25 protein-coding genes are annotated in these 22,318 nt (G+C 70.1%); 7 read left to right on the top strand and 18 right to left on the bottom strand.

The window, feature by feature from the left end; all coding sequences use genetic code 11:
* The 3 genes from ACX114_RS02325 to ACX114_RS02315 all read right to left on the bottom strand — a co-directional run bounded on the left by ACX114_RS02325 (position 1) and on the right by ACX114_RS02315 (position 1,216).
* Complete coding sequence (locus ACX114_RS02325; protein ID WP_459294264.1) at positions 1-405, bottom strand: hypothetical protein; 405 nt, start codon at positions 403-405, stop codon at positions 1-3.
* A gap of 189 nt (positions 406-594) precedes the next feature.
* Positions 595-834, bottom strand: a complete 240-nt coding sequence (locus tag ACX114_RS02320) for a GIY-YIG nuclease family protein (RefSeq protein ID WP_459300045.1) — start codon at positions 832-834, stop codon at positions 595-597.
* A 70-nt stretch (positions 835-904) separates the two neighbouring features.
* Entirely contained in the window at positions 905-1,216 is a 312-nt protein-coding gene (locus tag ACX114_RS02315; protein WP_459300043.1) for a CBS domain-containing protein, read from the bottom strand.
* Between the two features lie 151 nt (positions 1,217-1,367).
* On the opposite strand from ACX114_RS02315, the gene ACX114_RS02310 reads away from it, so the two are divergent.
* The 4 genes from ACX114_RS02310 (at position 1,368) to pdxA (ending at position 5,637) form a co-directional block, all read left to right on the top strand.
* Positions 1,368-2,387 (top strand): alpha/beta fold hydrolase, encoded by a 1,020-nt coding sequence (locus ACX114_RS02310; protein ID WP_459294262.1) that lies wholly within the window; start codon positions 1,368-1,370, stop codon positions 2,385-2,387.
* 177 nt (positions 2,388-2,564) lie between these two features.
* Positions 2,565-3,560: a peptidylprolyl isomerase gene (locus ACX114_RS02305; RefSeq protein WP_459294260.1), complete on the top strand. Its 996-nt coding sequence runs from the start codon at positions 2,565-2,567 to the stop codon at positions 3,558-3,560.
* Positions 3,561-3,622: 62 nt separating this feature from the next.
* A complete protein-coding gene (locus tag ACX114_RS02300; protein WP_459294258.1) occupies positions 3,623-4,594 on the top strand; it encodes a peptidylprolyl isomerase in 972 nt (323 codons plus the stop codon).
* Positions 4,591-5,637, top strand: coding sequence for a 4-hydroxythreonine-4-phosphate dehydrogenase PdxA (pdxA, locus tag ACX114_RS02295; protein ID WP_459294256.1), 1,047 nt, complete (start codon positions 4,591-4,593; stop codon positions 5,635-5,637). Before ACX114_RS02300 ends, pdxA begins: the two co-directional genes overlap by 4 nt.
* Here pdxA and ACX114_RS02290 read toward each other — a convergent pair.
* The 4 genes from ACX114_RS02290 to ACX114_RS02275 are packed head-to-tail and all read right to left on the bottom strand — an operon-like array spanning position 5,558 to position 8,459.
* The gene (locus ACX114_RS02290; RefSeq protein ID WP_459294254.1) at positions 5,558-5,878 is read right to left on the bottom strand and encodes a hypothetical protein; all 321 of its coding nucleotides are present in this window, start codon (positions 5,876-5,878) and stop codon (positions 5,558-5,560) included. The genes pdxA and ACX114_RS02290 overlap by 80 nt on opposite strands.
* An 8-nt stretch (positions 5,879-5,886) precedes the next feature.
* Entirely contained in the window at positions 5,887-6,375 is a 489-nt protein-coding gene (locus tag ACX114_RS02285; RefSeq protein ID WP_459294252.1) for an SRPBCC family protein, read from the bottom strand.
* Positions 6,372-6,722, bottom strand: a complete 351-nt coding sequence (locus ACX114_RS02280) for an ArsR/SmtB family transcription factor (protein ID WP_139919859.1) — start codon at positions 6,720-6,722, stop codon at positions 6,372-6,374. The genes ACX114_RS02285 and ACX114_RS02280 overlap by 4 nt, the downstream gene beginning before the upstream one ends.
* A gap of 45 nt (positions 6,723-6,767) precedes the next feature.
* Entirely contained in the window at positions 6,768-8,459 is a 1,692-nt protein-coding gene (locus tag ACX114_RS02275; protein ID WP_459294250.1) for an AgmX/PglI C-terminal domain-containing protein, read from the bottom strand.
* A 267-nt stretch (positions 8,460-8,726) separates the two neighbouring features.
* Between ACX114_RS02275 and ACX114_RS02270 the strand changes: the two genes are divergently transcribed.
* A complete protein-coding gene (locus ACX114_RS02270; protein ID WP_459294248.1) occupies positions 8,727-8,999 on the top strand; it encodes a type II toxin-antitoxin system RelE family toxin in 273 nt (90 codons plus the stop codon).
* Here the strand turns inward: ACX114_RS02270 and ACX114_RS02265 are convergent.
* From ACX114_RS02265 to ACX114_RS02220, 10 genes are all read right to left on the bottom strand, one after another.
* Positions 8,923-9,282, bottom strand: a complete 360-nt coding sequence (locus ACX114_RS02265) for a type II toxin-antitoxin system Phd/YefM family antitoxin (protein WP_459294246.1) — start codon at positions 9,280-9,282, stop codon at positions 8,923-8,925. The genes ACX114_RS02270 and ACX114_RS02265 overlap by 77 nt on opposite strands.
* A 66-nt stretch (positions 9,283-9,348) precedes the next feature.
* On the bottom strand, positions 9,349-10,434 hold the full coding sequence (locus ACX114_RS02260) for an aldo/keto reductase (protein ID WP_459294244.1): 1,086 nt from the start codon (positions 10,432-10,434) through the stop codon (positions 9,349-9,351).
* A gap of 138 nt (positions 10,435-10,572) precedes the next feature.
* Positions 10,573-11,172 (bottom strand): RedB protein, encoded by a 600-nt coding sequence (locus ACX114_RS02255; protein ID WP_459294242.1) that lies wholly within the window; start codon positions 11,170-11,172, stop codon positions 10,573-10,575.
* Between the two features lie 456 nt (positions 11,173-11,628).
* Positions 11,629-11,964, bottom strand: a complete 336-nt coding sequence (locus tag ACX114_RS02250) for an HPF/RaiA family ribosome-associated protein (protein ID WP_459294240.1) — start codon at positions 11,962-11,964, stop codon at positions 11,629-11,631.
* A gap of 156 nt (positions 11,965-12,120) precedes the next feature.
* Entirely contained in the window at positions 12,121-13,530 is a 1,410-nt protein-coding gene (locus ACX114_RS02245) for a S41 family peptidase (protein WP_459294238.1), read from the bottom strand.
* Positions 13,531-13,577: 47 nt separating this feature from the next.
* The gene (locus ACX114_RS02240; RefSeq protein ID WP_459294236.1) at positions 13,578-14,996 is read right to left on the bottom strand and encodes a DUF2079 domain-containing protein; all 1,419 of its coding nucleotides are present in this window, start codon (positions 14,994-14,996) and stop codon (positions 13,578-13,580) included.
* Positions 14,997-15,541: 545 nt separating this feature from the next.
* Entirely contained in the window at positions 15,542-16,168 is a 627-nt protein-coding gene (locus ACX114_RS02235) for a DUF1360 domain-containing protein (RefSeq protein ID WP_459294234.1), read from the bottom strand.
* A gap of 78 nt (positions 16,169-16,246) precedes the next feature.
* Positions 16,247-17,254, bottom strand: a complete 1,008-nt coding sequence (locus ACX114_RS02230) for a zinc-dependent alcohol dehydrogenase family protein (protein WP_459294232.1) — start codon at positions 17,252-17,254, stop codon at positions 16,247-16,249.
* Between the two features lie 52 nt (positions 17,255-17,306).
* Positions 17,307-18,149 (bottom strand): GIN domain-containing protein, encoded by an 843-nt coding sequence (locus tag ACX114_RS02225; RefSeq protein WP_459294230.1) that lies wholly within the window; start codon positions 18,147-18,149, stop codon positions 17,307-17,309.
* Positions 18,150-18,182: 33 nt separating this feature from the next.
* Positions 18,183-19,715 carry a hypothetical protein gene (locus ACX114_RS02220; RefSeq protein WP_459294228.1) on the bottom strand — a complete coding sequence of 511 codons (1,533 nt, stop codon included), beginning with the start codon at positions 19,713-19,715 and terminating at the stop codon, positions 18,183-18,185.
* Positions 19,716-19,840: 125 nt separating this feature from the next.
* Here ACX114_RS02220 and ACX114_RS02215 point away from each other — a divergent pair, with 125 nt between their 5' ends.
* Positions 19,841-20,767: an aldo/keto reductase gene (locus ACX114_RS02215; protein WP_459294226.1), complete on the top strand. Its 927-nt coding sequence runs from the start codon at positions 19,841-19,843 to the stop codon at positions 20,765-20,767.
* Here the strand turns inward: ACX114_RS02215 and ACX114_RS02210 are convergent, their stop codons facing one another.
* Positions 20,768-21,262 (bottom strand): hypothetical protein, encoded by a 495-nt coding sequence (locus ACX114_RS02210; protein WP_459294224.1) that lies wholly within the window; start codon positions 21,260-21,262, stop codon positions 20,768-20,770.
* A 167-nt stretch (positions 21,263-21,429) separates the two neighbouring features.
* Here ACX114_RS02210 and ACX114_RS02205 point away from each other — a divergent pair, with 167 nt between their 5' ends.
* Positions 21,430-21,951 carry a pyridoxamine 5'-phosphate oxidase family protein gene (locus ACX114_RS02205; protein WP_459294222.1) on the top strand — a complete coding sequence of 174 codons (522 nt, stop codon included), beginning with the start codon at positions 21,430-21,432 and terminating at the stop codon, positions 21,949-21,951.
* Positions 21,952-22,318 lie beyond the last annotated feature (367 nt).

Raw genomic sequence — 22,318 nt, 5'->3', positions numbered from 1 at the left:
CTACTGCTGCTTCGGCAGGATGAAGAGCGGGGGCGACTGGCCCAGCAGCACGCCCCCGTTGTGGTCCTCCACCTCCACGTAGAGGTAGATGGGCTGGTTGGGGTTCTCCGGCGGCGCCGGCGCCGTCCAGGTGGGCGTGGCGATGTTGGGGTTGCTGAACACGCCGCCCGCGTTCGAGGGGTTCTGCGTCCAGCGGTAGAAGATCTCGTCGTTGTCCGCGTCCGTCACCTCCAGTTGGAGCTGGATGACGGTGCCCTCCTCGAACTTGAGGCCGCCCGGCGTGGACGGCGAGCCCAGCGGGCGCGGTCCGGCGGTGATGACGGGCTGGTGGTTGGGCGCGCCGCACCCCACGCTCCCCAGACCCAAGGCAAGCAAAGCGAACACGAACGAGCGAGAACGCGACATGAACATCCCCCTGCTAGGAACGGCCACACCCTAATTCGGCCCCCGGCGTTCCGTACACCCACCCGGAGGACCCGGCCGTTTCATCAGCAGGCGATGAAACACACGTGGGCGCCGCGCCAACTGTCGCGCGGCGCGCATCCCGCGTCGTGAAGCCAATCCCCTCGCGCAAACAAGCCCGGGGCACGTGCGTCAACGCCGTCCCGGGTGCCGCGCGAACAGCCGCAGCTTGTCCGCGCGCGTCAGCCGCTTGATGGCGGCCTCGCGGCGCAGGGCGGCGCCGCGGTCCTGGGCGGGCTCACTCCACACCAGCGTCACCGGCAGCCGGGCCCGCGTGTACGCGGCGCCCTTGCCCCGGCCATGCGTGGCCAGGCGGCGCTCCAGGTTGTTGGTGGCACCCGTGTAGAGCGTGCCGTCCCGGCAGCGCAGCATGTACACGGTCCAGGCGGTGGGCGGGGCTTCCGACACGTCGGGCCCCACTCTACCGCCAGGACCGCGCCCCTCAGAAAAGCTTCTGCCCGCCCCCACGCTTGCCGTGCAGGCGCGCCAGCCGCCGCTTCTGGCTGCGGACCGCGTGCGTCTTGCGAACCCGCGCCATGACGTCCGACACCTGCGCCAGCGGATCCGTCCGCCAGCCCGCCAGCACCTGCGTTTCGTGCACCACGCCCACCAGACTGCCCCCTGCCCCCACCACCCCCACCACCTGCACGTGGTGCCGCTCCATCACCTTCAAGGCCCCCAGCAGTGTGTCTGTGGGAAAAACTGTGGCGATGAAGGACGACAACGCTTCCCTGAAACCCCGGCCCTGCCCCATTTCCACGACCTCCCCGCGATGGACGCACATCCCCTGCAACTGTCCTGCCGTCCCACGAAAGTCCGCCCGCGACACCCCGGCATCGTCCGGGCGTAGGGCGTAGACTGAGGGGGTGACATCACGACAGGCATCAGCACCCCGGTTGAGCCGGATGGCGGACCTCTTCACCAAGGCGGTGGAGCGGAGCAAGGAGGGGTTGCTGACCCTCACGTTCAAGCCGGACGAGCTGTACCGGGTGCCCACGGACGACGGAGCGGCCATCGCGCTCGGGCGCTACCACCCTCGAGGGGAGCGCCGGTTCGCGGAGCCCGTCCTGCTGTGCCACGGGCTGGGAGCCAACCGCTTCCACATGGACTTCAACGAGCAGTACAGCCTGGCGCGCTACCTGGCGCGGGCGGGGTTCGAGACCTGGGTCATCGAGCTGCGCGGCCGGGGCCTGGCCGGGGCCTGCGCGGACTGGAACTTCGACGACCAGGCCGAGCATGACGTGAGAACGGCTTTGCGCACCGTGATGTCCACCGGTGCCCAGCAAGTGCTCTGGGTGGGCCACTCCAAGGGCGGCCTGATGCTCTACGCCCACCTGGCGAAAAACCCCCAGGCGCCGGTGAAGGCGGCGGTGTCCCTGGGTGCACCTTTTACATTCGCGGTGCAGCCGGGCCTGCGGGCGTTCGTCCAGCGGGTGGAGCCCGTGCTCAAGCTCAAGGTCATCCCCACCCGGCGTGTCACCAGCATCGCCTTCTTCGGGGCGCCGCCGGGGCCGCTCACCCGGTACATGATGCTGGCGGACAACATGGATCCGCAGGTGGTGCGGTGGGCGCTGGCCAACGTGCCCGCGGACGTGGCCGGGGGCGTGGGGCGGCAGTTCGCCCGGTGGATCACCACCAGCCAGTTCACGACGTTCGACGGGAGCTTCGACTACCGCGAGCCGCTCGCCGGGGTGAAGATTCCCTTCCTGCTCATCGCCGGCAGCCGGGACCTGCTCGCGCCGCCGCTGGCGGTGGCCCGGGCGAAGGAGCACCTGGGCGGCCCCGTGAAGATGCTGGTCGCCGGTCGCGGCCATGGCTTCGCGGCGGACTACGGCCACGCGGACCTGATTCTGGGCCGCAAGGCACCGGACGAAATCTTTCCCCAGGTGGAGGCCTTCCTGTCCTCCAACGCCACCCCGCTGTAGGGGAAGAGTCCTCCCGGGAGCGCGGGTTGTCCGGACCCTCCCGGCGTGCTACCCGGGAGGCCGTCCCATGGGCCCATCCGTTCGCTTCCCATCCCGGCCGTGACGTCCCGCTTGAAAGCCCGGCGGCCTGGAACCACCGTGGAAGGTCCCCTGTCTCCTCCTCCGAGGCCCCAGCGCATGCGTCCCGCTTCCTTCCGCGCCTCCCTGCTGTCGTGGTCCGCTGCTCTCGCCCTGGGTGTGCTGGGGCTGACGGGCTGCCGGCCGCAGGCCCAGGAGGGGCCGGACCCCACGGTGGTGGCCACCGTGAACGGCGAGTCGCTCAGCCGGACGGACTTCGAACAGGAGCTGGCGCGGGAGCTGGCCACCACGGAGGGGCCGGAGCCCACGCCCGAGGAGGTGGAGCCCTTCAAGCGGGCGCTCGTGGACACGCTCGTGAAGCGCATGCTGCTGCTCCAGGCGGCGAAGCAGAACAACATCGCCGTGACGCCCGAAGAGGTGGACCGCGGCGTGCTGCGGCTGTCCGGCGACTACCCGGCGGGCAACTTCAACGAAGTGCTCGCCCAGGGGCAGCTGTCCATGGCGGAGCTGCGCGCGCGCGAGGCGAGCCGGCTCACCATCGAGAAGCTCTTCACGAACCACGTCTACTCGCGCGTGGCGGTGACGGAGGAGGAGCTGCGCGCGTACTACGCGGCGCACGAGGCGGACTTCCAGGAGCCGGAGGAGGTCCACGCCGCGCAGATGGTGGTGAAGGGGCTGGACGAGGCGCGCCGGCTCCAGGCGCAGCTCAAGGCGGGCAAGAAGTTCTCCGACCTCGCGCGGCGCTACTCGCTCAGCGCGGACGCCAAGGTGGGGGGCGACCTGGGCTTCTTCCCCCGGGGACAGATGCCGCCGGCCTTCGACGAGGTGGTATTCAAGCTGGGGGTCGGGCAGGTTTCGGACGTGGTGTCCACGGAGTACGGCTACCACCTGTTCAAGGTGCTGGAGCGCAGGGCGCCAAGGAAGCGGGAGCTGGTGGAGGTGCGCGCGAAGGTGGAAGGGCGCCTCTTGGAGGCCAAGCGGGCGGCGGCGCAGGAGGCCTTCGAGAAGGACCTTCGCGACAAGGCCCAGGTGGTGGTGAACGAGGCCACGCTGCAGACCATCCGCGGGCGGCCGGCGCCGCAGGCGGCGAAGTGAAGGACTTTTCCGGGGGCTGGTGGGTTGGCCTGCCCGGCGTTTTGTCTAAGAGGGTCGTTGCGATGAAGAACCTGGTGGCGTTCCTGGCGGCGGTGATGCTCCTGGCGGGGGGCACGTCCGCCCGCGCGGAGCTGGTGGACAAGGTGGCGGCGGTGGTGAACCGCGACATCATCCCGCTGTCGGAGGTGCAGCAGCGCGCCGCGCCGGAGCTCCAGCGCGTGAACTCCGAAATCGACCCGCACAAGCGCGCCGAGGCCCGCGCGCAGCTGATGAAGACCGCGCTGGACACGCTCATCGGCGAGAAGCTGATGGAGTCGGAGGTCCAGCAGCTGGGCATCACCACCACCGAGGCGGAGGTGGATGAGCTGGTGCAGGACGTGCTCAAGCAGAACAACGTCAGCGACATGAGCCAGTTCGAGCAGCTGCTCAAGAACGAGGGCTTCACGCTCGCCAGCTACAAGGACATGCTCCGCAAGCGCGTGGTGCGCGACAAGCTCCTGCGCATGAAGGTGGGCCCCAAGGTGAAGGTCACCGAGGAGGACCTGAAGGCCGCGTACACGCAGTACACGCGCATGGAGAGCGAGGACGTGGAGGTGCACGCCCGCCACATCCTGGTGCAGGTGGACGCCAAGGCCACGCCGGAGCAGGTGGCCGCCGCGAAGCAGAAGGCGGAGGGCATCGCGCAGGAGGCCCGCCGGCCGGGCATGGACTTCGCGGCCCTGGCGCGCGCCCGCAGCGAGGGCCCCAGCGCGTCGGACGGCGGCGACCTGGGCTACTTCAAGCGCGGCGTGATGGTGCCCGCCTTCGAGAAGGCCGCCTTCAACCTCAAGGAGGGTGAGGTCAGCGAGCCCATCCGCACCAACTTCGGCTGGCACATCCTGAAGGTCGAGGAGCGCCGCAACATCGCCGTGGCCTCCTACGAGGAGATGAAGCCCAAGCTGGAGTCCAAGCTCCTCAACGACAAGACGGAGAAGTTCCTGGACCAGTACGTCCAGGAGCTGCGCTCGAAGGCCAACGTCGAAGTGAAGATGTGAGCCCGGTGGCCACGGCGGACGCGCGGCCCCGCGTGGGCATCTCGCTGGGCGACGTGTCGGGCATCGGGCCGGAGGTGACGGCCCTGGCGCTGGCGAAGCCCGCGGTGCGCCGCGCGCTGGTGCCGGTGGTGTTCGGGGACGGGCCCACGCTGGACGGCTTTCCCCTCTTCCGCCGCTTCCCTCGCGTGGCCCTGGAGGACCTGGGCCGCACGGCAGGGCCCGCGGTGGTGGAGGTCACGCACCTTCCGCAGAAGCACCGCGTGCCGGGCAAGCCCACGCGCGAAGGGGGCAAGGCGCAGTACGCGTACGTGCGCGCCGCCATCGACGCGATGCGCGCCGGGACGGTGGACGCGCTGTGCACCGCGCCCGTGTCGAAAGAGGAGATTTCGCGCGCGGGCATCCCGTTCATGGGCCACACGGAGGTCCTGGCGGACGCGTTCGGCGTGGACGTGTTGATGATGATGGACGGGCCTCGCGTGCGCATCGCGCTGGCGACGAACCACGTCCCCATCTCCGCGCTGCCGAAGCTGCTGACGGTGGAGAAGCTGGTGGCGCAGCTTCAGTTGCTCTCGCGCAGCCTTCAGCCGGTGGTGGGCCGCAAGCCGCGCATCGCCGTGCTGGGGCTCAACCCGCATGCGGGCGAGGGCGGGATGCTGGGGCGCGAGGAGGTGGAGGTGATTGGTCCCGCCATCCGCCTCGCGCGGGCGAAGCGGGTGGATGCGCACGGCCCCATCCCCGCGGATGGCCTGTTCGCCCGGCCCGACGAGGTCGGCGCGAAGTACGACGTGGTGCTGGCCATGTACCACGACCAGGGGCTCATCCCCGCCAAGGCGCTGGACTTCGAGCGGACGGTGAACGTGACGCTGGGCCTGCCGGTGCCTCGCACGTCCCCGGACCACGGCACCGCCTATGCGATTGCCGGGACGGGGACCGCGAGCTGCGTGCCCATGATGGAGGCCCTGCTCAAGGCGGCCCGGCTTTCGACGCGAGTCGTGACGCCAGGTGCTTCGCGAGGTCCTCGCCGTCCTCCTTCGGGTCGATGAGCTTCGCGTGCGTGCCCCGCGCCGTGGAGTCGGGGACCACGAGCACGGTGACCTTCCCCGTGGGGCAGTGACCCAGGCAGGACGCGGGGATGAGCTGCGTCTTGTCCGCCAGGCCGTGGGCCTTGAGCGCTTCACGCACCCGGCGCGGAAGGTCCACCCCGCCCGCGTCCACCGGCAGCCGCATCAGGCAACGGTGACACAGGTGCAACTCGATGGGGTCTGGGTCCTCCCGCGCGGCCATGCGCCAGTCTAACGCTGGAACCGCTTGTCGAGCTTGGTGAGCTGGCTCGCCCAGCCCATGGACGTCCGCTTCGTCCACTCCTCGCTGTGCATGGTGTCGATGGTCACGGTCATCCGCACGTGGTTGCCGCTCACCTGGAGCTCCACCACCGACGAGACGTTGTACGGCGCGACGCCCGGGATGAAGTCCACCGCGTGCCGGTACGCGAGCCGCGTCTTCGGCGTCAGCTCCGTGTACGTGAGGCTGCTGGGGGTGGCGAGGGGCATGCCCGCCTGCTTCATGAAGGCGACCTGCTCCGGCGCGGTGGCGATCATGTCGTAGCGCAGCAGGCCTTCCGGACGCGCGTCCAGTTCGTGCACCTTCACGGTGAAGCCCTCGGGGCCCCACCAGGACTCGAAGCCATCCTTCGTGGTCCACAGCTCCCAGACCTCGTCGAGCGTCGCTGGATAGCTGCGATCGAAGGTGACGGTGCCGCGGTTGCCGGTTTCGGTGATCATGGGGGTTCCTCCTCGGATTTGGGGGCGTCCGTGCGTGCCTTGCGTCTTCGCTCGAGCGCCTGACCGAACCGGTCGAGGCGGGCCTCCCAGAGGCCGCGATACCCGGTGACCCAGGCATCGAGCTCCTGAAAGGGCTCCGGGCGAAGCGAGTACAGCCGCTTCGTGCCCTCGGGGCGGACCTGGACGAAGCCCGCCTCCTGGAGGATCCCCAGGTGACGGGAGACACCCGACTGCTGGATGTCCACCCGGGCCACCAGGTCGTTCACCGACAGCTCGCCGCCCTTCAGCGCCTCGACGATGCGGCGGCGCGTGGGGTCGGCCAGGGTCTGGAAGACGTCAACATTCATGGACATGTATATACATATCCGTGAATGTTTTGATTGTCCAGGGGGCTAGAAGACGAAGGGGTAGTGCACGGGGGCGTTCATCGCGACGCGGTGCACGGGGAACTTCCAGCCGCGCACCTGGTCCTCGATGCAGCCGGCGAGCGGGGAGCCCTTCAGGGCCTCGGTCTCCATGGCCACGCCGGAGACGGTGCCGGCGGTGTCCACGGACCAGCGCAGCTGGAAGCGGCCGCCGTTCTCCAGCGCGGTGCCGGTCTTGAAGTTCTGGACGCAGGCGGCGATGGCGGGCTGGTTCGTGACGACCACGTTGGTGATGTCCGAGGGCGCGAGCTGCTCGCGCTCGGAGGTCGGGGCCGGCGGGATGTAGACGGTCTTCTCCTGGGCCTGCTTCGAGGCGGAGGCCTGCGGGGACTCCGCCTCGTCGGTGAAGCCGAGCTCGCGGGCGAAGTCCTCGTCGATCTCGGACTCGGGCTGCGCGGCCGCCTCGGCCTCGGCTTCGGCGGCGGCCTGACGGGCCCGGGCCATCTCCTCCTCGGAGATCTCGCTGCCGAAGGACATCTCGCGGACCTCGCCGGTGTCCTCGGGCGCTTCGAGCGTGGCCGCGCGCTGGGCCACGGGGGCCTTCTTCGGCGTCACCGGAGCGGGCTTCGTGGACGGCGTGGAGTCCGGGGCCAGCGTGTGCAGGCCGGTGGTCAGGCCCGCGCTCGCGGGGCCCGAGAGGACGGGCGTGTTCGGAGTGAGGGCCTGCGCGGCGCGCTGCGCGTCCGTCAGAGCGGGGGTGTTCACGCCGCCCGCGATGGACTGCGAGAGGTCCTGCGCGGGCTGGGCGCCGGGGACACCGTAGAAGCCCTGCGCGGGCAGGCCGCCCTGCTGCGCACCCATGAAGCCCTGCGCGGACATGGCGCCCGGCTGCGCACCCGAGAAGCCCTGCGCGGACATGGCGCCCGGCTGCGCGCCCGCGAAGCCCTGCGTGCCCGGCGCGGCGGCGGTGCCCGGCTGGGGCGTCGCGGAGCCCTGAGCAGCCGGCGCGCCGACAGCGCCCGGCTGAGCACGGGTGAGGCCCTGCGTGCCCGGTGCGGCCACGGTGCCAGTCAGGACCTGCGATTGCGGTGCGGGCCGCGTCTCATCCTTCGACGTGAGCCGCAGGCCCGCGACGACAAGGAGGCCCGCGGCGAGCGCGCCCATCGCCACGGCGCTGACGAAGGACATGGGGCTCATGCCGAGGATGCGCGTGGACGCATCGGCGATGACGGGCGGCGGAGGCTCGGGCGCCACGGGGGCGTACGGCATCCACGGCTGCGGCGCGTAGGCTTCGGCCGGAGAGCCGGGCGTGGCCCAGGCGGGCGACGGCGGCGGCGTGGCGTCCCACGACGTCACGGCGCCGCAGGAGCTCTCCGGAAGCGTGCTGGACGTGGACTCGTCCGCGCGCAGCCACTCCGGGATGACGACGTTCGCGGCCTCGGCGGACAGCGTGAGCTGGGGCTCCACGTTGTCGTTGGAGGGAGGCGGCAGCGACTGGAGCCAGGTCTCCTCGGTGGAGGCCAGGTCGAGCAGCGTGCGCAGCGGGCCGGTCGCGAAGGACTCCGGCACGATGATCTCTTCTTCTTCGGAGGTCTCGGAGGAGAGCGCGCGATCCAGGCACGCATCCAGCTCGGCTTCGAAGGTCTCGGGGTCGCGGGAGAAGTCCGAACCGCCCACCTGCGCCCGCGAAGACACATCGCCCGTCAGTAGCTCGCTCACGCCACCCTCCCCGCCGCCCGTACCGCGCCAGACCGCCCCAACCACCGACTCACTGCCAGGGGGCCGATGTTAGGAACGACCCCCGTTCGCGCTACCGCGAGCGTCCGCCCGTGAACGCTTCAGCGGCCATTTGCCCCCGCGCGAGGCTCGAAACGTAAGGCCCCGCACTCCACACTGTGCGCCGGTGTGCCGACAGGGTTCGGCTTTCCACTGCCAACCCGCCATGTCAGGAGGGGGAGGTAGACAGTCAGGGCCTACCCGCCCTGCATGAGCACGAAGCCCTCCGCCACCTATACGGTCGAGTTCCTCCAGACCGCCGTGAAGCAGCTCGCGGCGGTGGATCCCGTCCATCAGCGCCGCATCGCGAAGCGGATCGACGCGCTGGCCACGGAGCCCCGGCCCGTGGGCGCGGAGAAGCTCAAGGGCAGCGACTATCTGCGGATCCGCATTGGCGACTACCGCGTCATCTACCAGGTCGAGGACGGCCGGCTCGTGGTGCTGATCGTCGAGCTGGGCCACCGGCGGGAGCTCTACCGCTAGCCGTCTTCTTCGCCTTCTTCGCCTTCTTCGTGAGCCCCAGCTCCGCCTTCACCTGCTTCCACGCGACGCGCGGCTGGCCCTCGGACTCCCGGCGCGCGGCGTCCGCCTTCTGGATGTCCCGCCGGTCCTCCAGCGCCTCCAGCGCCTCCAGGTCCTCGAAGGGAATCACCGCGACCAGCTTCTTGCCGTGCCGGGTCAGGACGAGCCGCTCCTTCCCGTAGGCCGCCCGGTTGAGCAGCTCCGCCAGGTCGTCGCGCGCTTCGGTGATGCTGACTTCCATCATGGCCGTTCCTCGGGAAACGTACGTTCCGTACATATCATACGGAACGTCCCGACACGGCGTGCCGCCTCAGTACCGAGGGGCGCCTGCCTTGGGCGTCAGGTTGCTGGGTGGGGCCTGGACTCCGTTCACGCGCAGGCCGGCGTGCATGAAGGACGGCGCTCCCTGGAGGAAGGCCGCCGGGAAGTTGAGCGTGGGCTGGGATTCGTCATCCAGCGCCTTCACCTGCTCCGGCGTGAGCTTCACGTCCAGCGCGCCCAGGTTGTTGTCCAACTGCTCCAGCGTGCGCGCCCCCAGGATGGTGGAGGCCACGCCCGGCCGGCCCTGCACCCAGGCCAGCGACACTCGCGCCACCGAGGTGTTCTGCTCCTTCGCCACGCGCTGGAGCACGTCGATGAGCTTGTAGGTCTTCTCGTTGAGCGATGCCTCCGCCCACGCGCCCCGGTCCGCCTTCTGCTTGCCCGCGTTCTCCCGCGTGTACTTGCCGCTCAGCACCCCGCTGCGCAGCGGCGACCACGGCGTCACGCCCAGCCCCAGCTCCCGTGCCATCGGGATGAGCTCGCCCTCCACCGTGCGCTCCAGCAGCGAGTACTCGATCTGCAACGCCACCAGCGGCGCCCAGCCCCGGAAGAAGGCCGTCAACTGCGCCTGCGCCACCTTCCACGCGGGCGTGTCGGAGAAGCCCACATAGCGGACCTTGCCGGAGCGCACCAGGTCGTCCAGCGCCCGCATCGTCTCCTCGATGGGCGTGTTCGCGTCCCAGGCGTGCATCCAGTACAGGTCGATGTAGTCCGTCTGGAGCCGGCGCAGCGACTCATCACACGCCGCCATCACCGACTTGCGGCCCGCGCCTCCGCCGTTCGGATCCCTCTCGAAGAGGTTGCCGAAGAACTTCGTGGCGATGACCACCCGGTCGCGCTTCGCCGGATGCTTCCCGATGTGGTCCCCGATGATCTTCTCCGCGTGCCCGAACGTGTACACGTTCGCCGTGTCGATGAAGTTCCCGCCCCGCTCCATGAAGCGGTCCAGGATGGCGTTGGACGTCTCCACGCTGCTGCCCCAACCCAGGTCCTCGCCGAACGTCATGGCGCCCAGGCAGAAGGGACTGACGCGCAGGCCAGAACGGCCCAGGGTGACGTAGTGGTCGAGCGACATGGGCGGTCTTCCTCGCGGATGGAAAAGCGCGCGGAGCCAATCCCAGACGCCTCCACCACGCCAACCGCTCCGGCCCCGGACGTCCAACGCCAGACATGCTCCCGCGCCCATTCGATCAACGCAGGACATCCGCGCGCCTCAACGCTCCCGGCGCTCCTCCAGCGCGCAGCCATACACCGGCGTGCCGCCGCCCTCGCCGTCCTCGCGCAGCACGCGCGCCAGCGCCTCGCGTCCCGGGCTGTCACCCACGTGCCCTCGCGCCACCGTGATGCCTCCGCTGAAACGCAGGCGCCCGTCCGCGCCGTAGAGCACCACGTGCCCGGAGGTCGTCGCGCCGAAGCGCTTCGCCTCCAGGCCGTCCGGGTCGCTCAGCACCGTGACGTTCGGGATGCTCGCGGCCGTGCGCCACAGGTCTCCCTGTTCCCAGCCGTCCTCCAGTCCCTCCGGACGCAGGAACAGGACGAAGGCGTCCGCGCGTCCCTCCACGTGCGCCATCACCTCCGCCAGCTCCGCCAGGCTCGCTCGCGTGCAGGTGCACTTCGGATGCGCGAGCATCACCAGCACCGGACGCCCGGCCTGGCGCCTCAGCCGAGTTCCCTCGGGCCACGTCACCGCCGTCGCGGGCGCGGCTCCCGGTGTCATCGAGTACCGGGCCAGCGCCACGACGCCCGTGCCGATTCCTCCCACCCACAGCGCTCCCGCGAGCATCAGCCAGCCCCGGGTCGAAGGCCCCTTCATTCCGAGCGACTCCTGGGAGATGTCCGTCCCACGTGACGCTACCGGCACACGCCCCGGCGGCGTCGCGCCCTCCAGGGCCGGGTCAATGTCAGGTGCCTGGGTTCCCAGGCCTCCCAGGACGTTCCCTGCGAAGCCTCTTCCCTGCCCTCCTGGACATACGAAGGCCGTCGGCCGCGTGGGAGCACTGCTCGCGCGACACGGATGGCAACCCGGCCACGCCACGCGAATCCCTGCCCACGATGAGCAGCCAGGGCCTGGGCGTGGAGGCGCCCCGGGTCATCCGGGGCATGCCGCGCAAGGAAGCGCGGTGGCCCGAGCTGCTCGCGGGCGTGGGCTCGGAGGGCATCCCCTCCGGCTTACTGGAGCGGGCCGCGCGCGTGGAGCGGCTGTGGCTGGGCCGGGGCGCGCCGGACGCGGAGTCTGGCGCTCCTGCGCACCACGGTCAGTCTGCAATGACTAACGGTGGTACGCGTGCTGGCGGTCCGCGTGGTGTTGCAGCTGGCGCCGCGCGGCCTCGAAGGCGTCGGTGACGGCCTGGTAGGCATCCGCGTGGGCCGCGAGCTCCGCCGGCTCCCGGTTCGCGATGATGTCCTTGCCCGGCACATGCAGTTCCACGCGCACGTGGAAGTGGTGCCCCTGGGCGTGGTGGCGGTGGGGTTCCTCCACCACCACGTTGCAGCCGGTGATGCCGTCGTAGAACTGCTCCAGCTTGTCCGCCTGGTCGCGGATGTGCTCGTTGAGGGTGTCGCTCGTCTCCATGCCCCGGTAGGTGATTCGCAGTGCGCGCTTCATCGTCCGCCTCGGGTAGGGCTCCGTGCTCTGGAGCCGGTGTGGATTCAAGGCATTGCATGAGCCCGGCCAACGTCCCCGGCCCACGAAACACCTATAACGGCCCCCTTTTGACGGGGCATGACGGGACACGCGCCCCGCTGCATGGGGCACGTTGACTCACGGCAGCTTGCGCAAGCGAGGCAGCAGCTCCGCTACGGGCCGCCCCATGTCCTCCGCGTCCAGGTACACCTGCACGGCGTGTCCCACGCCCTCCACGGGGTCGGCGAAATAATTGCGCTTGTTGGGCACCACCCACGCGAAACCCGTGCGCGGTAGGATGAAGCTCGGCGCGTTGCCATAGGTGAGGAAGCCTCCGGTCCGCTCGCCCACCATCGGTGCGCCCGTGGCGCGGTGCAGGGCATACGCGCCGCTCTCCCCCGAGGACCCGGAGTTTCGATCCACCAGCACCACGATGCGCCCCGTGAAGGGCGTCTTCGCGTGGCCCTCCACGCGGCCGTTGTCGAACACGGGGCGCGAGGGCTCCGGCTTCACCGGCCACTTCGCATGGATGGCTTCACGTTCGGCCTTCGCCTCTGGCGTGTCCAGCCGGCCATCCATGGCCTGCCGCTGCACGCGCGTGTTCCATTCGAAGCATGGATAGAAGGCGCCGTGCATCCACACCTCGCCGGAGGAGAACCACGGCCCACGCACCATCGTGTCCAGCCACTGGTACACGTAGGCGTCGTTGCCGCCGCCGTTGCCGCGCAGGTCGAACACCAGCAGCTTGTGCTTGCGGTGCTTCGGCGCGTCCGCGACGAACTGGCGCAGTCCGGTCTCCGCGTCCGGCGGTCCGGAGAAGCCGCGAATCGTGATGATGCCCACGTCGCCCTTCGGTTCGTACGTATAGGTGTCCTTGGGCTCGAACTTCCGGGACGGAGACACGGGGCGCACCGTGAGCGGCACCGACGTGGCGCCGCACTGGAGCGTCCGCGCATCGCCACCGCCTCGCGCGGACACGGTGAGCCGCTGCCCCCGAGTGCCATCCGGCTTCAGCACCGGCGCCATCCGCAACGTATCCACCTGCGCGCCCGCCACGGTGTTCGCGTCACAGGACGTGAGTTGCAGTCCCGGAGGCGCGTCGGCCTGGTACTCGCGGAAGGCGAGCCGTGGCTCTTCGCGCAGCAGGCCCAAGAGGCCGGACGGACCGAAGTGGTTGTCCGTCAGCGCCTCGCGGATGGCGATGGTGGGCGTGAGGACGCCATCCTGGAAGGACACGGTGGGCCCGGACGCGGCCACCTTCGCGCTCCAGTCCTGGAAGAAGGCATCCGGATCAAAGCTGCGGTGCGCGAGCAGCTCGGGCCAGCCGGAGTATGTGGTGCGCAGGAGCTGGTGCAGGAAGCGCACGTCCTCCGCCAGCGCGGCGCTGTCCATGCGCGTGTCGGGCGTGGGCTTCGGGCGGCGGAAGGCCTCGTGCAGCACGGGGCTCTCCGGGTCGTAGCAATACGCGGCGCCGGTGGTCCGCGAGTCCAGGTACGGGGAGGGGGCCGCGGCCGTCAGCAAGGCGCCCACGAGCAGGGGAAGAGACATGCCCCCATTACGGCACGGCGCGCGAGGCCATTGCCTGCGCACGGGCCTCAGCGACTCGCGGTGAATTGTCCTCGCGCGAGAAAGACGTGCGCGTCGTCGATGAGCACCTGGGTGCCCGGCCCCGAGCGCCACACGCCGATGAGCTCCTCCATGCGTCCGGCCGGCAGCGGCCAGATGCTGCCATGAGGCGGCTTCTCCACCAGCACCAGGTCGTAGACGAGATCATCGAGCTGCGGGCCGCCCACCACGAAGACCTCGTCCCGTGCCGCCACCTCCGCGACGAGGTGGCCCTCCAGCAGCACCCGGCCGCCCGGATTCGCGGCCAGGACATCCAGTGCCTGCTGGACGCTCGCGAGGCGCGGGCCCGTGGCCGGACAGTGCGCGGGGAAGACCTCCGGTGTGAAGGCGGTGCGCCACGCGGAGCGCACGGTGTTGTCGTTGGTCGTGTAGAGCAGGAGCCCCGTCGTCACCAGCACCCAGGCCGGTGGGCGGTGCTGGCGTAGGAGCGGCAGGAACAGCATCACGGCGGCGGCCATCAGGGGCGCGCCGTACTGGAACCGCCACGCCATGCCCATGAAGCGGATGGCCAGCATGGGCAGGAGCAGCACCAGCCACAGCGGATCCGGCCTCCACTCGCGGCGCCACGCCCAGAGGCTCAAGGGGACGAAGGCCACCAGCAGCGTGCCGATGCGCGAGAGCTGCTTTCCAGCCAGCCGCTCACGCAGGTACGCGCCCCACGCCTGTCCCTGTTCCGGCAGCAGCCGCGAGCGGTAGTCCACCGTCTGCCCCAGCCACCCCGAGCGCCCCACGAACACGAACGCGAGCCACGCCGCGGACAGCGCGAACACCGCCAGCGCGGCCCGCCGTTCACCGCGAAGCCAGAGGCCTCCAGCGAGCACCAGGCCCACGAAGGGGAACTCCTCCTTGCACGCGAACAGCAGCACCAGCGCGCCCAGCATCCACCCCGTGCGCTTGAGGCCATACGCCACCGCGAGCCACGTCCACGGCAGCATGGCCCACGTGGTGGGATGGATGGGGAAGCTGAGCGCGGCCGTCGTCCCCGGGTTGAACAGCAGCAGCGCGCCCAGGAGCGCGGTGGAGGTCCGGTCCAACAGCCCTCGTGCCTGGAGCCACACGAGCGGCGCGAGTGACAGCAGGACGAAGGCCCCTTCCGCCACGAGTCCCGCCCACTTCGCGGGCAGCACCGTGACGAGCGGCCGGGCCAGCCACAGCACCGGGTCGAAGTGGTCCGCGAACACGTGGACCTGCCGGATGCTGAGCCAGGGATTCGGCTCCAAGAAGGACAGCCGCGCCAGGGCCTGCGTGTAGATGCCCAGGTCGTAGCTCGCGAAGCAGAGGCGCGCGGCCTGAAGCCATATCGGAATCACCACCACGCCCAGCCACAACAGCACCAGACCCGGCAGCAAGAGCAGCCCCCACTCACGCTGTCGGACAGGACCAGTCATCGCGGACGCGCGGCATGCAAACTCCATACATCCCCGCAGTCCAGCCCCCGCCGACACGGTTTTCCAAAACCTGTCCGACTGTCCGACAGGTTTCCGTCCCCGCGAGTACGGCCGCCACCGCCACGGTTTTCCGAAACCTGTCCGACTGTCCGACAGGTTTCCGCCGTTCGGGTGCCACGGCCCCCCCGGCCTCGTCGGCTCAAAACCTGTCCGACTGTCCGACAGGTTTCCGCCGTTCGGGTGCCACGGCCCCCTCGGCCTCGTCGGCTCAAAACATGTCCGACTGTCCGACAGGTTTCCGCCGTCCGGGTGCCACGGGCATCCCCGGCCTCGTTGGCCCGAAACCTGTCCGACTGTCCGACAGGTTTCCGCCGCCCGGGTGGTGCGGGCGCTCCAGCCTCGTTGGCGCAGAACCTGTCCGACTGTCGGACAGGTTTTCGTGGGCCGCCTCCGGCGGGGAGGCCTCGCGGGGTTCTCACCTTCTCATCCAGGTGGATGGACGGTTGTCCGTGGGCTTCGCGCCTCCGCCAGGATCGCGCCGGAGGTCAGCTCGGAGACGGGATGGGGGCGCGGCCGGGTTCGACGACCTGCGGCCCTCGACCGGGGAGCTGCACGCCCTCGTCGGAGTCCTTCTTCTGCTGCTTCTCCAGGATGCGCGCCTGTGAGCGGGTGCGGTGCAGCCCTTCGCCCACCCATTCGTAGGCCCGGTGCAGGAAGAAGGACGCCGCGCTGAGCGCGAAGACGGAGGCCACGAAGCGTGTCTCTCTCGGGCGCACCGTCGAGGCCACCATGAAGCCCGAGGCCACCCAGGGCGTCAGGCAGAACGGGCAGTCCAGCAGTTCACCCAATGCTCGTCGGGGACCTTCGCCTCGCGCGCTCTCCACCACCTCGCCCGCCGTGCTGTCGGACTCGTAGCGCGTGAACGGCGCTCGCAGCACACCGAAGACCCGGTCCAGCGCCACCAGCCGCGTCACCGCGTGCGTCGCGACTCCGAACAACGCCAGGTCCTTCCACCCCAAGCGCTCCGGCAACCGCCGCCCGGAGGCGTTCATCCATCCCAGGAAGCCGAGCATCGACGTGCTGAACGTCCCGATGAGCGCCGCGTACGAGCCCAGCGGGTGGTGGTCCGAGTCGTAGCCAGCGAACGGTCCTGTCTCCTCAAGCGCTTTCATGGGGTGCACAGCCTCCGTGCCGCCAAAGCTGTGCATTGCTCCTGACCCGAAGCATCCGGGCAGCCAGGCGCGCGGGCCCTACTCCGCCACCGTCATGTCCAGGACCGCGGCCCCTCGCACGCGGCCTTCGCGCAGGGCCTGGAGCGCTTCATTCGCGGCGTTCAGTGGAAACACCTGGACCTCCGTGCGCACCGGAACTCGCGGCGCCAACGCCAGGAAGTCCATCGCGTCCTGACGCGTGAGGTTCGCCACCGAGCGCACCCCACGCTCCTCCCACAACACCGAATAGGGGAACGACGGAATGTCACTCATGTGGATGCCGCCGCACACCACCACCCCACCCTTGTCCACGGCCTTCAGCGCGGCGGGCACCAGCGCGCCCACCGGAGCGAAGAGGATGGCCGCGTCCAGCGGCTCCGGCGGCAACGTGTCCGAACCTCCCGCCCATACCGCACCCAGCTCCCGCGCGAACGCCTGGCCCTTCGCGTCGCCTTCGCGCGTGAAGGCATGCACGCGGCGCCCCTGGTGCCTCGCCACCTGGATGAGGATGTGCGCGGCGGCGCCAAAGCCATACAGCCCCAACCTGGGGCCCTCTCCCGCCATGCGCAGGCTTCGAAAGCCGATGAGCCCCGCGCACATCAGCGGCGCGGCCTCCACGTCGCGGTACGACGGCGGCAGCGGGAAGCAGAAGCGCGCATCCGCGACGGTGTACTCCGCGAAGCCCCCGTCGATGTCGTAGCCGGTGAAGCGCGCGGTGTCGCAGAGGTTCTCCCGGCCGGAGCGGCAGAAGCGGCACTGCCCGCAGCTCCACCCCAGCCACGGCACGCCCACCCGCAGCCCGGGGGCGAAGCCCTCCACCCTCGCGCCCGTCGCCACCACCGTGGCCACGATTTCGTGGCCCGGTACCAGCGGCAGCTTCGGGCGCGTCAGCTCTCCGTCCACCACGTGCAGGTCCGTGCGGCACACCGCGCAGGCATGCACCTTCAACAGCACCTGCTCCGGCCCGGGCTCCGGAATGGGCCGCTCCTCCTGCCGCAGGCGCTGTCCGGGTGCGTGGAGCACCATCGCCCGCATGGTCGCCGCCATGGCCCGCCTGCCTCCCCACCCGCGCGCGTCACGGGTGTTGAAGACAAGCTAGTCAGTGCCAGATGACCCGGCCGCTGCCGTTGGCCCGGACCTGGGTCGACAGCGCGTGGCCATACATGTCCACGTTCCCCGACGAGTCGAGCACGACGGTCGCCCCGCCCCCGTCCACGTACGCGGTGACGGCGCCCGAGCTCCGCGACGTGATGTTCACGTCCACGGCCTGGAGGCCCGAAGCCCCGAGCCCACCGCTGCCGTCCAGCCAGGCGTCGAGCCGGTTGGTGACGCCCACGAGCGTCGTGAAGCCGGAGCCGTCCACCCGGGCACGCACCTGCTTCGCGGCCCCCTCGAACTTCAGGTTGCCGGAGCCGGACTGCGACAGGTCCACCCACTCGGCCAGGCCTTCACCGGCCGCGCACAGCTCCATGCTCCCGGAGCCGCTGAGCTTCGCATCCAGCGTGCGCACCCCGCCGCAGAAGCGCAGGGAGCCAGAGCCCCTCGACACCAGCCGCACGTCCTCCTTCACGTGCTCGAAGCCCTCCACGCGCAGGGAGCCGGAGCCATCCTGCGTCGCGCCAATCATGCGCGGCACGAGGATCTCCACGCGCGCCGTCCCCCGGGGCGCGAACGAGCCGTCCGTCTCGATGACCAGCGTGTTGCCGGATGACACGAAGGTGCGCACCTGGCGCTGGAGGTTCTCATCCAGCGTGACCTTCACGTCCGGCACCGCGCCCTCGCGAATCACCACCTCCATCGAGCCCCGGTTCTCCACGGTGGAGAAGTCCGTCGCCGCGCGCGACTCCGTAACGGTGTTGCCGTCGCCCTGGATTTCATCGGTGAAGTAGCAGCCGGACAGCAGCCCCGCCGCGAGCGCGGCCCATCCCAAACGCTTCCACATGTTCCCCTCCCGTACTTCGAATCAAATGCCGCGTCAGATCTGCACGCCCAGCAGGACGCCCGGCCACACACGCACGGTGGTGCGTCCCCCGTCGGAGACGCTGCGCCACTCGGGCCCGATGCCCAGCTCCTCCCAGCGGTCCCCGTTGTCCCAGGTCACGAGCGTGTTGCCGGTGACGCCGCCGATGAGCGCGAACCGCTTCGCCACCTGCCAGCCCGCCACCAGCCGCAACTGTCCCAGCACGTTCAAGCCGTCGCCATCGCGAAAGAGATTGTCCGTGTGGACGCCGCTGCCAATGACATCCAGGTCGAAGAACAATGGCCCCGCGGGGATGTGCGCGCCAAAGCCCATGCCGCCCACGTAACGGCGGCGGTGCGTGTCCGTGCCCGGGTTGAAGCCCAGCGTCAGCAGCGTGTGGAAGTGCCGGCCGCCGAACTTCACCGCGACGTTGGTGTACGCGATGTCGCTGGCCCACAACTGGAGGTTCGCCTGGCCATTGCCGATGAAGCTGAGCAGGCCCAGCGCCTCGCCCTGGGACTCACGCGCGACGTTGATCAACCCCAACTGGAGACCGTCCACCTTGCCCGCGACGTTGATCAACCCCACCTGCGCGCCGGACACGTCCCCGCCCACGTTGAGGAGCGACAACTGAGCGCCTTCCATCCGGCCCGCGTAGTTGAGGCCCGAGGAGGCCTGGAGGCCCGACATCGTCTGGGCGATGTTCGCGCCCGCCGCGAACTGCGCGCCTTTGAATGACGCGGTCGCGATGTTCGCGCCCACGGAGAACTGGCCCCCCACGCCGCCCGAGCCCGCGATGTTCGCGCCCACGGAGAACTGGCCGCCAGACAGCTCGCCGCCGGCCACGTTGCCGCCCACGGCGAACTGACCGGCCACCGCCGAGCCCTTCACCACGTTGAGGCCCACCGAGGCCTGGAGGCCGTCCAGTTCGCCCGTGACGATGTTGCCGCCCACGGCGAACTGCGCGCCGGACGCGGTGCCGCGCACCACGTTGGCCCCGAGCGTGAGCTGCACGCCGGACAAGTCCTCACCCACCCAGTTCGCGCCCAGGGACATGGCCGCGCCGTCCACCCGCTTCGCATGCGTCGCGAGCGCCCCCAGCGCGAACGTGGTCACCAGCCGCTCCGTGGCCGTGCCCGCCGTGCTCACGTGCGGCAGGGCCATCAGCACCGCCGGGACGTGGATCTCCTCCGTGTCCGAGCGCTGCTGCGCCACCGCGGCGGGCCGCGCGGGCTCACCGCCCGTCGCCGCCTCCACGAGGGGCGCGGGCGACAGCGCGGACACCGGGACCGCGACGGCCGTGGCGCTCTGTTCAGTGGCGGCCTCCGGAGGCGCCTCCTCCCGCGCGGAAGCGGGACGCGGCTCCGCGGCGGAAGCCCCTTCCGTCCGCGCCGCCACCACGCGCACGAGGACCGTTCCGGACGCATCACCCGAGGGCGCCGTGGCCACGGCGCCTGGCTGCGCCTGTGCTGACGGCTCCTCGGCCCCGGCCGCTCCCGCCGCCACCGCGACCATCACCCCGACACACACCGCGACCTTGCGCTTCATCGCCTGGACCTTCCTCAAAAGGGATTCGGCGAAGGGAACACCGCACCCCTCCAGAACTGTCACCTGCCCGTCTTCGCCCCTTACGAAGCCCGGTGTCCGGCGCCCCCGGCCGCTACGCTTCCCCCATGCGCCCGTCCCGTCCTCCCCACCCTTCCCGCCGCGAGGTCCTGGTGGCGGGCATCGGCGCCGCGCTCGCGCCGTCCCTCTCCGCCCTTGCCCAGAGTCCCCGCATGCTCACCCGCCCCATCCCCAGCTCCGGCGAAGCCCTGCCCGTCATTGGCATGGGCACCTGGCAGACCTTCGACGTCGGCGGCGCCGCGAACGAACGCGCGCCCCTGGCCCAGGTCCTCCAGAAGTTCTTCGCCTCGGGCGCGCGCCTCATCGACTCGTCCCCCATGTACGGCCGCTCCGAGGCCGTCGTGGGCGACCTGCTGAAGCAGTCCGGCCAGGAGAAGACCCCGTTCCTCGCTACCAAGGTCTGGACGCGCGGCAAGGCGGAAGGGGCGGCGCAGATCCAGGCGTCCCTCCAGAAGATGGGCCACGGCCGCATGGACCTGATGCAGGTGCACAACCTGCTGGACGTGGACGTGCACCTGCCCGTGCTGCGGGAGATGAAGGCCGCGAAGAAGATCCGCTACGTGGGCGTCACCCACTACCTGCGCAGCGCCTTCGACGACCTGGAGAAGCACATCCAGAACAGCAAGCTGGACTTCGTGCAGCTGCCCTACTCGCTCGCGATGCGCGACGCCGAAGCGCGCCTCTTGCCCGCGGCGAAGGAGCACGGCGTGGCCGTGCTCGTCATGGAGCCCTTCGACAAGGGCAACCTCTTCCGGAAGATGAAGGGCCGCCCCCTGCCGGACTGGGCCTCGGAGTTCGACTGCACGAGCTGGGCCCAGTTCTTCCTCAAGTTCATCCTGGGCCACCCCGCCGTGAACTGCCCCATCCCCGCGACGTCCGACCCCGCCCACCTGGAGGACAACGTGAAGGCGGGCTTCGGACGGCTGCCGGACGAAAAGCTCCGCGCCCGGATGGTGAAGCTCTTCGAGTCCTGACTACAGGTCGGGAGACGGCGAGTAGCGCAGCTCCCCGCCCGGCTCCAGCACCAGCCCGGTGCCGGGCTCGCCGGCCTCGTCGTCGCGCCCCACCTCCAGCACGCCCTCCTCCGCGTCCCACTGGCCCAGGTAGTACTCGCCACCGGCGGCCATGCACGCGCGCCCTTCGGACACCACCGTCTCCACCACTTCCTTCTTGTCGCTGGTGAGCCGCAGGAGCGTCCAGGTCTTGCCGTCCTCGCGGAAGCCCTTCACCAGGTCCGCCAGCTCCTCGTCGCGAGGCGCCCCGCCCGCCTTCTCCTCGCGCGTCCACTGACGAGGCTCCTTCGCGGGCTGCGTCTTCTGCCACGCCCGCGCCAGCTCCAGCAGCTTCTGCTGGGCGGCGTCCTGGAGCGCCTGCATCGCGTCCGGCAGCTCAATCTCCTCCAGCGCCAGCAGGGCCGTCTCCAGTTGCAGCGCCTTCAGGCTCCACTCGTTCCACGCGGTCTTCAGCATCCCTTGTCGCTCCCGGCCGTCACGCCTCGTTCCGAAGGACGAAACAAGCGAGTGGGCCCGGCACGCCCCCTATCACACGCCCGGCTGCCGGGGTGCCGACCCGGCGGTGCGGACGATGTTCGCCGCCTGACCGCTGCCTACCTTCAACCGCCAAGGGAGGCGAGCACATGACGACGACGACGAAGAGTCCGCAGGACGTGGTGGAGCACCTGGGCAAGCTCATCCACGGCATCAAGGTCGCGATGATGACGACCGTGGACACCGACGGCAGCCTGCGCAGCCGGCCGATGTGGACCTACGACAAGGACTTCGACGGGGAGCTGTGGTTCTTCACCAACGACCACACCCACAAGGTGGACGAGGTGCAGAAGGACCACCATGTCAGCCTCGCCTACTCGGACCCCACGCGGGACCGGTACGTGTCCGTCAGCGGCCGCTGCACGCTGATCCGCGACAAGGCCAAGGCCAAGGAGCTGTGGAACCCCGCCCTCAAGGCCTGGTTCCCCCAGGGGCTGGATGATCCGAACCTGGCCCTGCTGCGCGTCTCCGTCGAGAAGGCCGAGTACTGGGACACGCCCAACAGCAAGATGGTCCAGCTGGTCGGGTTCGTGAAAGCCGTCCTCACCGGCGACAAGTACCACCCGGGCGACAACCAGAAGCTCGACCGGGGCGCCCCCCGCCACAACTGACGGGACCCCGGACAGGGGCCGCCGGAAACCCGGCGGCTCCCACGCTCTCAAAGCGTGACACGTGTGTCAGGGGGTGTGTGAAAGCAGGACAGCCTCAGAACCGTCACACCCCAACCCACCCGGCGTGCGCCCCCAGGGAGCTCGCCGTGGTGGGTGAGACTTTTGTCCCGTGGTTGCTGTTTCTCTGACAGCGCCGTTCGTCCTGGCTTGTAACCCACCCTCGGCCCGAGTCATGCAGCCGGCCGCCGCCGTGGTACGAGCCGGGCACCGTCCTCACATCACGTTGAAGTGACAGACGGTTTAGAGTATCAACCATCCGCTTTCGAGATTTTCCACCTTCCGTCCGGCATTTTTGCCGGCGCCGGAT

The organism is Corallococcus sp. M7, from assembly GCF_054512695.1.
The sequence above is the reverse complement of the archived record's forward strand: the minus strand, read 5'-3'. Positions and strand labels throughout refer to the sequence as shown.

Coding starts and splice junctions, on each gene's coding strand:
- ACX114_RS02225 (WP_459294230.1), bottom strand. CDS start 18,149: ATGTGGAAGCGTTTGGGATGGGCCGCGCTCGCGGCGGGGCTGCTGTCC.
- ACX114_RS02215 (WP_459294226.1), top strand. CDS start 19,841: ATGCGCCCGTCCCGTCCTCCCCACCCTTCCCGCCGCGAGGTCCTGGTG.
- ACX114_RS02240 (WP_459294236.1), bottom strand. CDS start 14,996: ATGACTGGTCCTGTCCGACAGCGTGAGTGGGGGCTGCTCTTGCTGCCG.
- ACX114_RS02290 (WP_459294254.1), bottom strand. CDS start 5,878: ATGGCCGCGCGGGAGGACCCAGACCCCATCGAGTTGCACCTGTGTCAC.
- ACX114_RS02250 (WP_459294240.1), bottom strand. CDS start 11,964: ATGAAGCGCGCACTGCGAATCACCTACCGGGGCATGGAGACGAGCGAC.
- ACX114_RS02230 (WP_459294232.1), bottom strand. CDS start 17,254: ATGGCGGCGACCATGCGGGCGATGGTGCTCCACGCACCCGGACAGCGC.
- ACX114_RS02265 (WP_459294246.1), bottom strand. CDS start 9,282: ATGATGGAAGTCAGCATCACCGAAGCGCGCGACGACCTGGCGGAGCTG.
- ACX114_RS02235 (WP_459294234.1), bottom strand. CDS start 16,168: ATGAAAGCGCTTGAGGAGACAGGACCGTTCGCTGGCTACGACTCGGAC.
- ACX114_RS02310 (WP_459294262.1), top strand. CDS start 1,368: ATGGCGGACCTCTTCACCAAGGCGGTGGAGCGGAGCAAGGAGGGGTTG.
- ACX114_RS02305 (WP_459294260.1), top strand. CDS start 2,565: ATGCGTCCCGCTTCCTTCCGCGCCTCCCTGCTGTCGTGGTCCGCTGCT.
- ACX114_RS02255 (WP_459294242.1), bottom strand. CDS start 11,172: ATGAAGGGGCCTTCGACCCGGGGCTGGCTGATGCTCGCGGGAGCGCTG.
- ACX114_RS02300 (WP_459294258.1), top strand. CDS start 3,623: ATGAAGAACCTGGTGGCGTTCCTGGCGGCGGTGATGCTCCTGGCGGGG.
- ACX114_RS02270 (WP_459294248.1), top strand. CDS start 8,727: ATGAGCACGAAGCCCTCCGCCACCTATACGGTCGAGTTCCTCCAGACC.
- ACX114_RS02280 (WP_139919859.1), bottom strand. CDS start 6,722: ATGAATGTTGACGTCTTCCAGACCCTGGCCGACCCCACGCGCCGCCGC.
- ACX114_RS02285 (WP_459294252.1), bottom strand. CDS start 6,375: ATGATCACCGAAACCGGCAACCGCGGCACCGTCACCTTCGATCGCAGC.
- ACX114_RS02205 (WP_459294222.1), top strand. CDS start 21,430: ATGACGACGACGACGAAGAGTCCGCAGGACGTGGTGGAGCACCTGGGC.
- ACX114_RS02315 (WP_459300043.1), bottom strand. CDS start 1,216: ATGGGGCAGGGCCGGGGTTTCAGGGAAGCGTTGTCGTCCTTCATCGCC.
- ACX114_RS02245 (WP_459294238.1), bottom strand. CDS start 13,530: ATGTCTCTTCCCCTGCTCGTGGGCGCCTTGCTGACGGCCGCGGCCCCC.
- ACX114_RS02220 (WP_459294228.1), bottom strand. CDS start 19,715: ATGAAGCGCAAGGTCGCGGTGTGTGTCGGGGTGATGGTCGCGGTGGCG.
- ACX114_RS02210 (WP_459294224.1), bottom strand. CDS start 21,262: ATGCTGAAGACCGCGTGGAACGAGTGGAGCCTGAAGGCGCTGCAACTG.
- ACX114_RS02325 (WP_459294264.1), bottom strand. CDS start 405: ATGTCGCGTTCTCGCTCGTTCGTGTTCGCTTTGCTTGCCTTGGGTCTG.
- ACX114_RS02320 (WP_459300045.1), bottom strand. CDS start 834: ATGCTGCGCTGCCGGGACGGCACGCTCTACACGGGTGCCACCAACAAC.
- ACX114_RS02260 (WP_459294244.1), bottom strand. CDS start 10,434: ATGTCGCTCGACCACTACGTCACCCTGGGCCGTTCTGGCCTGCGCGTC.